This is a genomic window from Streptomyces sp. NPDC005931, assembly GCF_042871235.1.
Classification (GTDB): domain Bacteria; phylum Actinomycetota; class Actinomycetes; order Streptomycetales; family Streptomycetaceae; genus Streptomyces.
Map to the genome: position 1 here is coordinate 369,169 of NZ_JBIAIG010000005.1, position 14,082 is coordinate 383,250.

The following is a 14,082-nucleotide window of genomic DNA, read 5'->3' on the forward strand; positions in this document are numbered from 1 at the left end:
CAAGTCGCCCCCGGCGCACCGTGACGGGTGTCCGTTGGGTGGACGGCGGGCGCGCGCCTCAGGCGTCCTTCGTCCGCGCGTAGTGGCGGGACGCCTTCGCCCGGTTGCCGCACGCGGCCATGGAGCACCAGCGACGGGTGCCGTTGCGCGAGGTGTCGAAGAAGTGCAGGACGCAGGCCTCGTGGGCGCAGGCGCGGATCCGGTCGGCGGCGGTGGCCAGCAGCCGCAGGTAGTCGCGGGCGGCGAGCCAGGCCGGGCCCCAGGAGGGGTCGTCGAACTCGGGGCGCTCGCCCGGCCCGTCGACCGTGAGCGTGGCTCGGATCCGTCCGTGCGCCAGAACGGCGTCGACCCCACGCGCGCCCTCGTCCAGTGACCCGTCCACCGCGCGCAACAGGGCGTCCCGGGCGTCCAGGGTGTGGCGCAGGGTCGCCGCGTCGGCGGTGAAGCGGTCGTCCAGCCCGTTGGCCCGCAGCCACACCGCCAGCCCGTCGGTGCCGGTGAGCAGGTCCCGCGGGGCGCCCTCGTGGACCCATCGCGTGTTGAGCAGGTCGAGCGACAGCGGCTCGCCGGTGAGCGGGCGCGGGTCGAGGAGGTCCTGGGGCGACATGGGGGGCTCCCTTCCGTACTAACCAGTCAAGGGTACGTGACCGGTTGACGCTCGAGTGTCTAACCGCTAAGTTCTCTTTCACTGGTTAGTCCGGCGCCCCGCCCGCCGCGGGGCCCGACGAAAGGACGGACACCCATGACCCTGCGCACCGGCCACATCGGCCTGAACGTCACCGATCTCGACCGCTCGCTCGCCTTCTACCGGGACCTCCTCGGCTTCACCCTGATCGGCGAGGGCAAGGAGGAGGGCAGGCGCTACGCGTTCCTCGGTGACGGCCGCAGCCTCGTGATCGCGCTCTGGCAGCAGGCGGACGGGCCGTACGACGCCGTCCGTGCCGGGCTGCACCACCTCGCCCTCGAGGCCGACTCGATCGAGCGGGTCAGGGAGTACGAGGCGGCCCTGCGCGCCCACGGCACCGACTTCGCCTACGAGGGCGTCGTCGCCCACGCGGAGGGCGCGGCCTCCGGCGGCATCTTCTTCCACGACCCGGACGGCACCCGTCTGGAGATCTCCGTGCCCAGCGGCGCCGAGGGCGCCCCGGCACCCCACCAGTCGGCTCCCACCTGCGGGTTCTTCTAGAAAGGCGTACCGCCATGACGGACACCGCGGCCGTGTACCACGCCGGCTCGCGCACCGTGCAGGAGCGGGTCGGCGTCCGCGACCACGCCGACCACGTCGGCCGGTCCATCGGGCAGGACATCAAACCGGTGGCCGCGGCGTTCCTCGCACTCCAGCCGCTGCTGGTGGTCGGGGCCGCCGCCCCGGACACCGGCCGGGTGTGGGCCTCCCCGCTCACCGGCGCTCCCGGCTTCGTCCGCGCCACCGGCCCGCGGCGGATGTCGGTCACCGGGGGGCCCGGCCCCGCCGACCCGCTCTCCACCGCCCTCGCCACCGACGGAACCAGGGTCGGCACCATCGCCCTGGATCCGCGCACCCGCCGCCGCATGCGCCTCAACGGCCGGCTCCGGCTTACCGCCGGGGGCTTCGCCGTCGAGGCGGACCGGGTGTTCGCCAACTGCCCCAAGTACCTCCAGAGGAGGCGAAGCTACGAGACGGTCGCCGGCCGCATCCCGGGATCAGCCCGCCGGACACCCGAACTGACCGATGCACAGCGGGCGTTCGTCACCGGGGCCGACACCTTCTTCATCGCCACCGTGCACGCGGACGGAGCCGACGCCAGCCACCGCGGCGGCAACCCCGGCTTCGTACGGGTGACCTCGCCGACCGAGCTGACCTGGCGCGACTATCCGGGCAACGCCATGTTCCTCACCCTCGGCAACCTGGCCGCCGACCCGCGCGCCGGACTGCTCTTCCTGGACTGGACGACCGGCACCACCCTCGCCCTCACCGGTGAGGCCCGCGCCGGGTTCACCCCCGACGGGGAGCGCCGGGTCCGCTTCACCGTCACCGGAACGGTGCAGACCCCGAACGCGCTCCCTCTGCGCTGGTCCGCGCCCGAATACTCACCTGCCAATCCCCAGCCGCCGGGTTAACGTCCGGTAGTGCGACGAAAGTTGAGGGTGGCGGCCTACGCCGTGTGCGTGCGTGACGGACAGCTCCTGCTCGCCCGGTCCCCGGGCCCCGGAGGCCTCCCCGAGTGGGTGCTTCCGGGCGGAGGCATGGAGCACGGCGAGGACCCCTACGACACCGTACGGCGGGAGGTCGAGGAGGAGACCGGGTACCGCATCGAGGTCACCGGACTGCTCGGTGTGAACTCCACCCGGCGCACCTTCCCCGGCCGCCGCCTCGGACGCGCCGTCGACCACCACGGCGTACGGCTCGTCTACGAGGGCCGGATCACGGGCGGCGCACTGCGCCACGAGATCGGCGGTTCCACGAACCTCGCCGCCTGGCAGCCCCTGGACGCCGTCCCGGGGCTGGTTCGCGTCCGCATGGTCGACATCGGCCTGCGGCTGTGGCGGAAACGCCCGGTGGTGGGCCGGGTGGACCCGGAGGGGTAGGGCCCAGGGCCTGTCGTGTGGATCACGCCGCGGACGCGGGGGTCCGGAAGGCGCATCAGCGGCGTTGTCGACCGGTGCCGGCGCTCCGCGTCGACGCCCTCGCCGCCCTGCAGCCGCACGCACCGGATCCCGCTCACGGTGATGACAGGCCGCCGTTCACCCCGCGTCCCGATCGGACGACAGGCCCTAGCGCGGCAGCACCACCACGTATGCCGCCGGGTCGCGTTCCGCTGAGGCCACCAGGGCCGTGCGGACCACCGTCGCCTGCTGCTCCGGCGCGTCCCGGAGCGTGCGCGGGGATACCCGGACGACCGTGATGCCGAGCCGCTCCAGGTGCTCGCGCTTGCGGACGTACTCCGCCCACCGCGCGTCGTCCCGCCGGGGCGCCCGCGTGTCCAGCTCGACCGCCACCGCGTGCTCCGGCCAGTAGGCGTCCAGGTCGCCGAGGTGCGGACCGCCCGGCAGGCGCAGGTCGACGTTCCAGACGGGGTCCGGCAGACCGTGGTCGCGCACCATCCGGTACAGCCGCTCCTCCGCGACGGCCCGGCCCTCCGCCACCAGCGTGTCCACCGCGCCCACCACCTGCGGCCGGTTCAGCAACCGCGCCCGGGTCAGCTCCCGTACCACCGCGGCCGGTTCGCAGTGACCGGCCCGCACCGCCTCCGTCAGCAGCCGGCGCACCGCACCCGCGTCCTCCAGGCCCGCCACCGCGTCCGCCAGCGCCCTCGGTACCGGCGCCACCGGCACCCCGCCCACCTGCTGCGGGACGGGCAGCGAGGAGGTGCGGACGATCCGGGCACAGCCGGCCGAACGCAGCCGGCGCAGGCGCGGCACCAGCACGTCGACGGTGTTGAGGGTGGGCAGTGGGGGAGCGGAGGAGAAGCCGTGCAGGGTCAGCGCGGCGAGCCCGGTGATCACCGCCTCCGGGTACGGGGGCGCCGACGCCGGGTCCCCGCCGGGCTGCGCGGGGACGCCCGTGGTGCGTTCCCGCGCGGCGTACAGCACCGCCGCGTGCAGCCGCTCCGCACCGGTCGGCGGCCCCGGGTGGAGCAGGACCACGCCGGGCAGGAGCTGCTGCCAGGGGCCACCGGGCCGGCACCGCTCGCCGGTCTCCGCGGCCGGGATCCCGTGCCGGCGCAGCTGAGCGGTCGTCAGCACGCGGCGGGGGCCGTCGGCGAGGTGGTGCAGGGGGCGGGGAGAGAGCGGCGTGTTGTGGTTCATGCCCGGCAATTTCCCGCGTCCTGTCCGCCGCCGAACCGTTGTTACACGTCCGTCGACAAACGGGGACAAGCCCACTCGAAGGGACGTGTGTTCGGACCCGGAAGTCGCTGGTTGTCGGGAGGCGGGAGGGGGTTACGGCCTTGTACGACCGGATTTCGTAACGGTTCCGAACCCGCGGCCGCAAGCCGCGTCGGAGAGTCCCATTCGGAACCCGCGTCGGAGAGTCCCATCCGGAACCCGCACCGGGGAGCCGGGCCAGGAACTCGCGTCCGGGAGAGCCCGCAGGGCCCCGGACCCGGCGTCGGCACGGGAGGGAGCGTGGGGCGGGGGCGCCGGGTACGGGGCAGCGCCACGGGGGTCGGGCGCCGGGGCAGGGGAGGCGGGCCGTGCCCCGGCGCCGGGGATCAGGCGGCCGCCGCGTCGCGGGCCTGTCCGCGCAGGGCACGCGCCAGGTCGTCCCTGGCCTCCAGGACCAGGCGGCGCAGCGCCGGGGCCGCGTCCTCGTGGGCCGAGAGCCACGCGTCCGTCGCGTCGAGCGTCGCCTGCGAGTCCTGCAGCGACGGGAACAGGCCCCGCACCACGTCCATGCCGATCTGGATCGACCGCTCGGTCCACACGCGCTCGATCGCCGCGAAATACTGCTGCGCGTACGGCGCCAGCAGCTCCCGCTGGGAGCCCTGCGCGAAGCCCGAGATCGTCGCCTCCACCAGCGCGTTGGACAGCGCGTCGGACTCCACGACCTGCGCCCACGCCTGCGCCTTCACGGCGGCCGACGGGCGGGCGGCCAGACAGCGGACCTGGTGGCGCCTGCCGGAGGCGGTGTCGTCCCGGGCCAGCTCCTCGGCCAGCGCCTTCTCGTCCGCCACCCCGTGTGCGGCCAGCGGCTCCAGGAACGCCCAGCGCAGCTCCTGGTCGACGTCGAGGCCCTCCACCGTCGCCGTGCCGGACAGCAGGTCCTGGAGCAGCTGGAGGTCGCCCGGAGCGGAGGCCACCCGGGCGAAGAACCGCGCCCAGGACAACTGCTGCTCGCTGCCCGCCCGCGCGGCCTCCAGCTCGCGCCGGGCACCCTCGGCGAGCAGCCGGCCGCCGGTTTCGCGCCGGCCGGGCGCCGTGTAGTGGACGAGCGCCGACTCGGCCCACGTGTGCAGCATCTGGAGCACGCCGATGTCGGACTCGCGCCCGGCGAACCGCAGCACCAGGTCCACGAAGTCCCGCGCGGGCAGCAGTGCGTCCCGGGTGAGGTTCCACAGCGCCGACCAGCACAGGGCGCGGGCCAGCGGGTCGGTCAGCGCGCCCAGGTGCTCGCGCAGCGTGGCCAGCGAGGTCTCGTCGAAGCGGATCTTGCAGTACGTCAGGTCGTCGTCGTTGACCAGCACCAGCTCCGGCGCCTCGGCCCCGGCCAGCTCCGACACGACCGTACGGGCGCCGTCGACGTCCGCCTCGGCGCGCGCGTAGCGCTCCAGGGTGCCCGAGCCGGTGCGCCGGTACAGGCCCACCGCCACGCGGTGCGGGCGCAGTTCGGGGTGCGACTCGGCCGCCTCCTGCACCACGGCCAGCTCGTCGATCCGCCCGTCGGTGTCCAGCAGCACCTGCGGGGTGAGGGAGTTGACGCCCGCCGTCTGGAGCCAGGCCCGCGACCAGGCGGTCATGTCCCGCCCACTGGTCTCCTCCAGCACCGACAGCAGGTCGCCCAGGCGCGTGTTGCCGTACGCGTGCCGCTTGAAGTAGCGCCGGGCGCCCTCGAGGAACGCGTCCTGGCCGACGTACGCCACCAGCTGCTTGAGCACGGACGCGCCCTTGGCGTAGGTGATGCCGTCGAAGTTCAGCTTGGCGTCCTGCAGGTCGCGGATGTCCGCGGTGATCGGGTGGGTGGAGGGCAGCTGGTCGGCGCGGTACGCCCACGCCTTGCGCCGGTTGGCGAAGGTGATCCAGCCGTCCTCGAAGCGGGTCGCGCCGACCAGGGAGAAGGCGCCCATGAAGTCCGCGAAGGACTCCTTCAGCCACAGGTCGTCCCACCACTCCATGGTGACCAGGTCGCCGAACCACATGTGCGCCATCTCGTGCAGCACCACGTTGGCCCGGCCCTCGTAGGACGCCCGGGTCACCTTGCCCCGGAAGATGAACTCCTCGCGGAACGTCACCAGCCCCGGGTTCTCCATCGCGCCCAGGTTGTACTCGGGCACGAACGCCTGGTCGTACTTGCCGAACGGGTACGGGTAGTCGAAGTTGTCGTGGAAGAAGTCCAGGCCCTGCTTGGTCACGAGGAACACGTCGTCGGCGTCGAAGTACGGGGCGAGTCCCTTGCGGCACATGGCGCCGAGCGGGATCTCCAGCCGCGTGCCGTCCCCGAGCACCCGTTCGTAGCTGTCGGTCACGTAGTGATAGGGGCCCGCCACCACACAGGTGATGTACGTGGAGATCGGCTTGGTCTCCGCGAACCGCCAGACTCCGTCCACGAGTTCACCGGCGCCGTTGCTCCACACCGTCCAGCCCTCGGGGGCGCGCACCTCGAAGCGGAAGGGTGCCTTGAGGTCCGGCTGCTCGAAATTGGCGAAGACCCGCCGGGAGTCGGCCGGCTCGTACTGGGTGTACAGGTACACCTCGCCGTCCTCGGGGTCGACGAAGCGGTGCATGCCCTCGCCGGTGCGGGAGTAGGCGCACCGGGCGTCCACGACAAGCTCGTTGTCCGCGGCCAGGTCCTCCAGCAGGATCCGGGTCCCGTCGAAGACCTCCGCGGGGTCGAGGTCGCGCCCGTTGAGGGAGACGGCCGTCACGGCGGGTGCGACCAGGTCCGCGAAGCTGCTCGCGCCCGGTTCGGCACAGCGGAACCGGAGGGTGGTGACGGACCGGAAGGTCCGGGCCCCGTCCCCCTCGTCCCCGCCGTTCGCGTCGGCGCCGTCGATCGCCGAACGCAGGTCGAGGGACACCTCGTACCCGTCGACGGACAGCAGGGCGGCCCGCTCCCGGGCCTCCTCGCGGGTCAGATTCTCACCGGGCACGGCGGCACTCCTCATGCGTCGTCGACATGGCTGAACAGCACCGATCCTGCCATGTGCCCCTGACCGGAGACAGCCGGGAATGGCCGGGACGAGACCCGGCGTTGCCATGGACAGACCCTTCGTCCACGAGGAGCGACATGTCGGACACGTCCCCTGATACCCCCGTCACCCCGGTCGACTTCTGGTTCGACCCGCTGTGCCCGTGGGCCTGGATGACCTCGCGCTGGGTGCTGGAGGTGGAGAAGGTGCGGAACATCGAGGTGCGTTGGCACCTGATGAGCCTCGCCGTGCTCAACGAGGACAAGCTCGACGAGCTTCCCGCCGAGTACCGGGAACTGCTCGAGACCAAGGCGTGGGGACCGGTCCGGGTCGTCATCGCGGCCCAGCAGGAGCACGGCGCCGAGGTCCTCGGCGACCTCTACACCGCGCTCGGCACCCGCATCCACAACCGGGACGAGGGCCCGGGTAAGGAGACCGTCGCCGCCGCGCTGAAGGACGTCGGCCTGCCCGGGTCCCTCATGGACCACTGGGACTCCACCCCCTACGAGGCCGAGTTGCGCGCCTCGCACAAGGAGGGCATCGAGAAGGTGGGCCAGGACGTCGGAACCCCGGTCATCGCGGTGCCCGGCGCGGACGGCGAGCAGATGGCCTTCTTCGGCCCCGTGGTCACCCCGACCCCCAAGGGCGAGGAGGCCGCCCGCCTGTGGGACGGCGCCCTCGCGGTGGCCTCCGTCCCCGGCTTCTACGAGATCAAGCGGACGCGGACGAAGGGCCCCGACTTCAGCAACCTGTGACGCTCAATCGATCACCGGCATCTTGATGGGCCGGGCGAACGGCTTCTTGTTCCCTCCCGTGCGCAGGTTGCGGCACTGTGCGCCGCTGTCCTGGTCCAGCACGTTGACGCAGAGCCAGAACTCGCTGACGCTCGCCCGGCCCAGCCGTTCCTTGAGCGATTCCTGCTCCGCCCTGTTCAGTCCGCGGTGCTGCTGGTCCGAGTCGCAGGTCCAGCAGAACAGCATCTTCGGTGTGGTCATTGCGTCACGATGGCCCGGATCGCCGCATACCGGAAGCCCCCGCGGGTCCTGTCCCCGCGGGGGCCTCCTTCTTTTCCGCCTGCCGGGTGAACGGTGAGAAGACGATCACAAGGCAGGGGCCGGGCCGTTCGGCCCTCACTCTTGCATACATCTTGCAACTGCATGGAAGTGGCAGCAATAGGGGTGCGGGTGCTCCCGGAACGGGGAAGGCCCCCGCGTGCCGTCCACGCGAGGGCCCTCCCGGAGCGGGGCGCGGTCAGTCCCGGCCGCGCGTCCGCTGCCAGGCGTAGCCCAGAGCCGCCAGGACCAGCGTCATCGCGCCGGTCGAGAACAGCTGCACACGCGTGTGCGGCTCCCGGGCCATCAGGACGAAGATCCCCGCCATCCCGGCCAGCGCCACCCACGTCAGCCACGGGAACGCCCACATCCGCACGGCCAGCCGCTCCGGCGCCTCCCGCTCCAGCCGGCGGCGCAGCCGCAGCTGCGAGACCGCGATGAAGATCCAGACCACCAGGATCACGGCACCGATCATGTTCAGCAGCCAGGGGAACACGTCGTCGGGCCGCCAGTAGCTCAGCAGCACGCACAGGAAGCCGAACACCGAGGAGGCCAGCACGGCGATGCGCGGAACCCCGCCGGACACCCGGCCCAGCGCCTTCGGGCCCTGCCCGCGCCGCACCAGCGAGTAGCCGATGCGCGAGGCGCCGTAGATGTTGGCGTTCATCGCGGACAGCAGCGCCACCAGCACGACGACGTTCATCAGCTGACCGGCGCCCGGGATGCCCAGGCGGTCCAGTGCCGCGACGTAGGGGCCGTTCTCGACGACCGCCGGCGAGTCCCACGGCACCAGGGTGACGATGACCGCCATCGAGCCGATGTAGAACACCGCGATCCGCCACATCGCGGTGCGCACCGCGCTCGCCACGCCCTTGACCGGGTCCTCCGACTCGGCCGCCGCGATGGTGACCGTCTCGAGGCCGCCGTAGGCGAAGACCGACGCCAGCAGGCCGACCACCAGGCCCTCGGCACCGTTCGGGAGGAAGTCGGTCAGGTGCGAGGCGCCCGGCGAGTCCGTGCCCGGCAGCACCCCGGCCACCGCCAGTGTCCCGAGCACCAGGAACAGCGTGATCGCGCCGACCTTCAGGGCCGCGAACCAGAACTCGAACTCGCCGAAGTTCTTCACGGCGGCCAGGTTGGTGGCGCAGAAGACCACCATGAACAGCGCCACCCACGCCCACTCGGGCGTGCCCGGCAGCCAGCCGGTGACGATCTTCGCGGCGCCGATGCCCTCCAGCCCGACGGCCGTGCACAGCAGCACCCAGAACGACCAGCCCGCGGTGAACCCGGCCCAGGGTCCGATCGCCCGCTCGGCGTGCGCGGAGAAGGAACCCGACGACGGATACGCGGCCGACATCTCGCCGAGCATCCGCATCACCAGCATCACGAGGAGGCCGGAGGCGGTGTAGGCGAGGACGATCGAAGGTCCGGCGGCGGCGATCCCGGCCCCCGACCCGACGAACAGACCGGCGCCGATGACACCGCCGAGGGCGATCATCGACAGGTGGCGCTGCTTCAGGCCGTGGGAGAGGGAGGCGCCGTCCGCCGCGGTGGGCGTCTCTGCGGTGGTGCGGGGCATGGGGCGCGGCTCGTCCAATGCGTACGGGGGCACAAACGCCCCCCAGTCTCGGTGCCCTCACCGGTGATCGGGCGTGACTGCCCAGCATGCGGACGCCCACGGCACGGACAGTGTCCGGACGGTCACGCGGTCGGCCCGTCGTCGCGGAACCGACGGGTGGCCCGGCAGGGTCGCGGCCGAGCCGGCGGACAGCCGCTCGGCGTTCACCGCGCCCGTGCGCGCTCCCGTCGCGTCCGCACAGGAGGAGGATCGGCCCCGTTTGGAGGGTCCCTACAGCCGCCTTTACACCGGGGTCTGTTGGCGAAACCACCTCACCTCAGTGACCGGCGTCACGCCGTACCGGCGGTCACTCGTGCCGTTTGTCGGAAGCCCACCAACAGCCTGTTCGACCCTTTGTCGAGCGCTGACGGTGATCGGCGCTGGGGAGCAGGTATAGCGTCACCGTGTCCCGAACTGCCCTCACCCCGCGGAGTCCCCATGAGCACCGCTGCCGCCACCTCCACCCGCACCGGTCTGGTCCTCGCCGACCTGCTCCCGGCCTCCCGCGTCCGTGACGCCGCGCTCGTGCTGGGCGGCGCCGCCCTCACCGGGCTCGCCGCCCAGCTGTCCGTCCCCGTGCCGGGCTCCCCGGTGCCGGTGACCGGACAGACCTTCGCCGCGCTGCTGGTCGGTACCACGCTCGGCGCCCGCCGCGGCTTCCTGTCGCTCGCGCTGTACGCGCTGGCGGGCGTCGCCGGTGTGCCGTGGTTCGCGCAGGGCACGTCCGGCGCCGCGATGCCGTCCTTCGGCTACATCATCGGCATGCTGCTCGCCGCCACCGCCGTGGGCGCCCTGGCCCGTCGCGGCGCCGACCGCAACGCCTGGCGCATGGCGGGCACCATGGTGCTCGGCGAGGCGATCATCTACGCCGTGGGCGTGCCCTACCTGGCCCTCGCCACCGGCATGTCCGCATCCGCCGCGATCGCGGCCGGCCTCACCCCGTTCCTCATCGGCGACGCGCTGAAGGCGGCCCTGGCGATGGGCGTGCTGCCCACCGCCTGGGCCTTCGTCAACAAGCGCTGACGTCCGCGGTCGCGCGGAAGAGGCTCGCCGGGTCGTACCGATCCCTCACCCCGGCGAGCCTCTTCGCCGTTCCGGCGTCGTACAGCCCCTCGGGCCGGTCGCCCGCGCCGAAGGCGAAGTTGACCGCCCGGCCGAGCGTCACCGGGGCCAGGAGTGCGAACGCCGGGTCGAGCACCGCCCGCCCCCGCTCCCGCCCGCCCATGGCCAGCAGCCGTACCAGGAACCGGCCCTCGCGGTACGGCACCGCGTTCGGCGCGGGCCGGGCGAGCGCCCCACCCAGCTGGTTGACCTGCACCACGCACATCACGGGCGCCGCGTCCGGCCCCGTCAGGTCGAGCACCCGCCCGGCCGCCGCCACGTCCAGCTCCCGCAGTACCGCCCCTTCCCCGTAATAGGCGTGCGGGACGGCCGGATCGCCGTGGATGGTGTGGCTCTCGGTGTACGGCATCTCGCGCACCGAGTCCTCCAGCAGCGGCCCGAGCCCGCGCAACGGGGCCACGAGCCGCTCCCCGTCGGCGGCGCTGCCGGTGTACGCGACCCGCACGGACACCACGTGGCGCCCGCGCAGTCGCGGCGGCATCGCGGGCACGTCCGGATACGGGACGGCGGCGAAGGAGGAGGTCAGCGCGTCGGGCACGGTCCGCGTCCACTCCTCGTACGCCCGCAGCAGCCCGGTCGGGTCCGCCCGGCGCGCGTCGAAGGCCAGCGAGCCGCCGTACAGCCGGCGCACCGGCACCAGGCCGATCTCCATCGCGGTGACGACACCGAGGCCGTGCCCGCCGCCGAGCAGCGCCCCGTACAGGTCGGCGTCGCCGTCGCGGGTCACCCGGCGGGTCCGGCCGTCCGCCGTGACGACGTCGAGTGCGCGCACGTGGTCGGCGGCGTATCCGAACTCCCGGGCCAGCACGCCGATTCCGCCGCCGAGGGTGTACCCCACGGCTCCGACGCCCGGCGAGGATCCGTTGAGCGGCGCCAGCCCCGACGGCGCGGCGGCGGCCACCACCTGTGCCCAGCGGACGCCCGCCTGGACGCGGGCGGTCCGGGTGCCGGGGTCGATCCGCACCCCGTCCATGCGGTGCGTGGTGATCAGCACGCCACCCTCCGAAGGGCCGGGCGTCCCGTGTCCGGTGGCCCGCACTCCCACCCGCAGCCCGGCGCCCGCCGCGTACCGCACGGCGGCGGCCACCTCGTCGGCCGAGCGCGCGGGGACGACGAGAGCGGGGCGCTGGGTGAACCCCGTCTGGAATCCGGCGAGTTCATCGGGGTAGGCGGGGTCGGCGGGGCGCAGGACGGGCAGGCCGGTGATCGGCTCGTCGATGGTCATGGCGCCGAGCATGGCCGGATAACCTGACAGCTTCCGTCAGGTTATCGCCGATGGCCCGAGTCTCGGCGCCTTCGGGAAGGACCCCGCTGCCGGGACGCCCACCACGGCCGGGCCGCACCCGCCGCGAACAGCCTCGGAACGGCCGCGCCCCCGGCCCGCCCCGTCCCGGCCCAGGGCTCACGGCACCCCACGCCGACACCCCCCGTCGCCCCCGTCACCTCCGGGGGCACGACTGTCCCCGCCCACCCGGCGCTGTCTCCCCCGACCGCCCCCGCGCGGCGCCCCACCGCATCCGCCCGCCGACGGCGGCACCGGGCCCGCCCGCGGGTGCCGTCAGGCCGGCCGCGCTCCCGGTCGTGCGCGCCGGGAGGCAGGCAGGTTCGCCCGCGCTCCCCGTCGTCGGCGCCCGCGAGGCCGGACGACGGGCGGCGGGACGACGTACCGAGCGGGGGCCGAAGCGGGGCCGAGGTGCACTGCACTCGCCGGACGCCGGACGCCGGACGGGAACCGGCCGCCCGGTCCTCCTTCGCCCGCGGCGGCGTACGGGACACGACGGCCCGGGGCCCGCGGCGTGCGTGCCGCGGGCCCCGGGCCCTTCCGCAACGGTTCGAGGACGAGGGGGGCCTCAGCCCGCCGAGACCTCGTCCCGCGCCTCGGCGGCCGGTCGGCCCGCCAGTCGCTGCTTGACCACGGCGATGGCGAGCACGACGCCGGCGACCAGCATCGACAGCAGCACCGTGGTGCGGCCGTTGTGCTCGGTGTCGGTCAGCATGTAGCCGAGCACGAACACGATGAGCGCGGCGCTCGCCCAGGTCAGGTACGGGTACAGCCACATGCGCACGACCAGCTTCTCCGGCGCCTCGGCCTGGATGATCTTCCGCATGCGCAGCTGCGAGAAGCAGATCACCAGCCACACGAAAAGGGCCACCGCGCCGGAGGAGTTGACCAGGAAGAGGAAGACGGAGTCCGGGAACTTGTAGTTGAAGAAGACCGCCACGAAGCCGAACACCACCGAGACGATGATGGCGTTGCGCGGGACGCCCCGGCCGGTGGTCCGGGCGAACGCCTTCGGCGCGTCCCCGCGCTCACCGAGCGAGAAAGCCATGCGGGAGGCCGTGTAGAGCCCGGAGTTGAGGCAGGACAGCACGGACGTCAGCACGATGAAGTTCATGATCTGACCGGCGTGCGCGATACCGAGGGAGTCCAGGGCGGCGACGTAGGAGCCCTCCTCCTGGATGGACTCGGAGTTCCACGGCAGCAGGGCGACCACGACGAAGATCGAGCCCAGGTAGAAGACGCCGATGCGCCAGATGATGCTGTTGGTCGCCTTGGTGACGGCGCGCTGCGGGTCCTCCGACTCGCCGGCCGCGAGGGTCGCGATCTCACTGCCCATGAAGGAGAACACCACGAGCAGGATGCCGGTCAGGATGGCACCGGCTCCGTGGGGCAGGAACCCGCCGTGGTCGACGAGGTTGGCCACGCCGGCCTGGTCGCTGTCGACGCCGGGCAGCAGACCGAACACGGCCAGACCGCCGACCACGATGAACGCGGCGATGGCGACGACCTTGATGCCGGCGAACCAGAACTCGAACTCGCCGTAGGAACCGACCGACACCAGGTTGGTGGCGGTCAACACCACCATCACGATCAGCGCCCATCCCCACTGGGGAACGGCCGGTATCCACCCTTCGAGGATCTTCGCGCCCGCGGTCGCCTCCACCGCCAGCACGACGACCCAGAAGAACCAGTACAGCCAGCCGATGGAGAAGCCGGCCCAGGGGCCGAGCGCGCGGTCGGCGTGCGCGGAGAACGAGCCGGAGGTCGGGTTGGCGGCGGACATCTCACCGAGCATGCGCATCACCAGCACCACGAGCGTGCCGACGAGCGCGTACGACAGGAGGATGCCGGGGCCCGCGGTCGCGATGCCGGAGCTGGAACCGACGAACAGGCCGGCACCGATCACACCGCCGATGGCGATCATCGACAGATGGCGGTTCTTGAGTCCGGCCTGGAGCCCGGACCCGTGCCCTCCGGGACTGCTGGTGGTTTCTCGGGACGGTGCGGAGCCTCCGGGATCGCCGGGGCTGCCTCCGGTCGTCTTCAGGGTCGGCTGCGAGGTCATGGGACGGATTCCTTCTTCGCCGGGGAGCTGATCCCCGTCCGGCCGACCACGCGGGGGGTGTGTCGCGGCACTGCGACGGACGGGGCCTCGTACGAGCGGCGTACGAGCCGGTCCAG

The 14,082-nt window shown here is 72.9% G+C and carries 12 protein-coding genes; 5 read left to right on the forward strand and 7 right to left on the reverse strand.

The genetic code is table 11. The features are described from left to right. Window positions 1-58 precede the first annotated feature (58 nt). The gene (locus ACFYOV_RS15840) at window positions 59-607 is read right to left on the reverse strand and encodes a CGNR zinc finger domain-containing protein (RefSeq protein WP_389087794.1); all 549 of its coding nucleotides are present in this window, start codon (window positions 605-607) and stop codon (window positions 59-61) included. A 135-nt stretch (window positions 608-742) separates the two neighbouring features. On the opposite strand from ACFYOV_RS15840, the gene ACFYOV_RS15845 reads away from it, so the two are divergent. Genes ACFYOV_RS15845 through ACFYOV_RS15855 form a run of 3 tightly spaced genes read left to right on the forward strand, consistent with a single transcriptional unit; the run spans window position 743 to window position 2,568 of the window. Beyond that, the gene (locus ACFYOV_RS15845) at window positions 743-1,186 is read left to right on the forward strand and encodes a VOC family protein (protein ID WP_389087797.1); all 444 of its coding nucleotides are present in this window, start codon (window positions 743-745) and stop codon (window positions 1,184-1,186) included. A 14-nt stretch (window positions 1,187-1,200) separates the two neighbouring features. Beyond that, window positions 1,201-2,100 carry a pyridoxamine 5'-phosphate oxidase family protein gene (locus tag ACFYOV_RS15850; protein ID WP_389087799.1) on the forward strand — a complete coding sequence of 300 codons (900 nt, stop codon included), beginning with the start codon at window positions 1,201-1,203 and terminating at the stop codon, window positions 2,098-2,100. A gap of 9 nt (window positions 2,101-2,109) precedes the next feature. Further along, the gene (locus tag ACFYOV_RS15855; RefSeq protein ID WP_389087802.1) at window positions 2,110-2,568 is read left to right on the forward strand and encodes an NUDIX hydrolase; all 459 of its coding nucleotides are present in this window, start codon (window positions 2,110-2,112) and stop codon (window positions 2,566-2,568) included. A gap of 186 nt (window positions 2,569-2,754) precedes the next feature. Here ACFYOV_RS15855 and ACFYOV_RS15860 read toward each other — a convergent pair whose 3' ends face one another. Both ACFYOV_RS15860 and pepN read right to left on the reverse strand, forming a co-directional pair. Continuing rightward, a complete protein-coding gene (locus ACFYOV_RS15860) occupies window positions 2,755-3,789 on the reverse strand; it encodes a hypothetical protein (RefSeq protein WP_389087804.1) in 1,035 nt (344 codons plus the stop codon). Window positions 3,790-4,193: 404 nt separating this feature from the next. After that, window positions 4,194-6,788, reverse strand: a complete 2,595-nt coding sequence (gene pepN, locus ACFYOV_RS15865) for an aminopeptidase N (RefSeq protein WP_389087807.1) — start codon at window positions 6,786-6,788, stop codon at window positions 4,194-4,196. Between the two features lie 137 nt (window positions 6,789-6,925). Here pepN and ACFYOV_RS15870 point away from each other — a divergent pair, with 137 nt between their 5' ends. Then, window positions 6,926-7,582 (forward strand): DsbA family protein, encoded by a 657-nt coding sequence (locus ACFYOV_RS15870; RefSeq protein ID WP_389087809.1) that lies wholly within the window; start codon window positions 6,926-6,928, stop codon window positions 7,580-7,582. A 3-nt stretch (window positions 7,583-7,585) separates the two neighbouring features. On the opposite strand, the gene ACFYOV_RS15875 is transcribed toward ACFYOV_RS15870, so the two are convergent. Both ACFYOV_RS15875 and ACFYOV_RS15880 read right to left on the reverse strand, forming a co-directional pair. Beyond that, window positions 7,586-7,822, reverse strand: a complete 237-nt coding sequence (locus tag ACFYOV_RS15875) for a hypothetical protein (protein ID WP_389087812.1) — start codon at window positions 7,820-7,822, stop codon at window positions 7,586-7,588. A 256-nt stretch (window positions 7,823-8,078) separates the two neighbouring features. Continuing rightward, window positions 8,079-9,458: an amino acid permease gene (locus ACFYOV_RS15880; protein WP_389087814.1), complete on the reverse strand. Its 1,380-nt coding sequence runs from the start codon at window positions 9,456-9,458 to the stop codon at window positions 8,079-8,081. Window positions 9,459-9,935: 477 nt separating this feature from the next. On the opposite strand from ACFYOV_RS15880, the gene ACFYOV_RS15885 reads away from it, so the two are divergent. Then, complete coding sequence (locus ACFYOV_RS15885) at window positions 9,936-10,520, forward strand: biotin transporter BioY (RefSeq protein WP_389087817.1); 585 nt, start codon at window positions 9,936-9,938, stop codon at window positions 10,518-10,520. Here the strand turns inward: ACFYOV_RS15885 and ACFYOV_RS15890 are convergent. Then, window positions 10,507-11,844: an FAD-binding oxidoreductase gene (locus ACFYOV_RS15890; RefSeq protein WP_389087819.1), complete on the reverse strand. Its 1,338-nt coding sequence runs from the start codon at window positions 11,842-11,844 to the stop codon at window positions 10,507-10,509. The genes ACFYOV_RS15885 and ACFYOV_RS15890 overlap by 14 nt on opposite strands. A 625-nt stretch (window positions 11,845-12,469) precedes the next feature. Continuing rightward, complete coding sequence (locus ACFYOV_RS15895; RefSeq protein WP_389087821.1) at window positions 12,470-13,966, reverse strand: amino acid permease; 1,497 nt, start codon at window positions 13,964-13,966, stop codon at window positions 12,470-12,472. Between the last annotated feature and the right edge of the window lie 116 nt (window positions 13,967-14,082).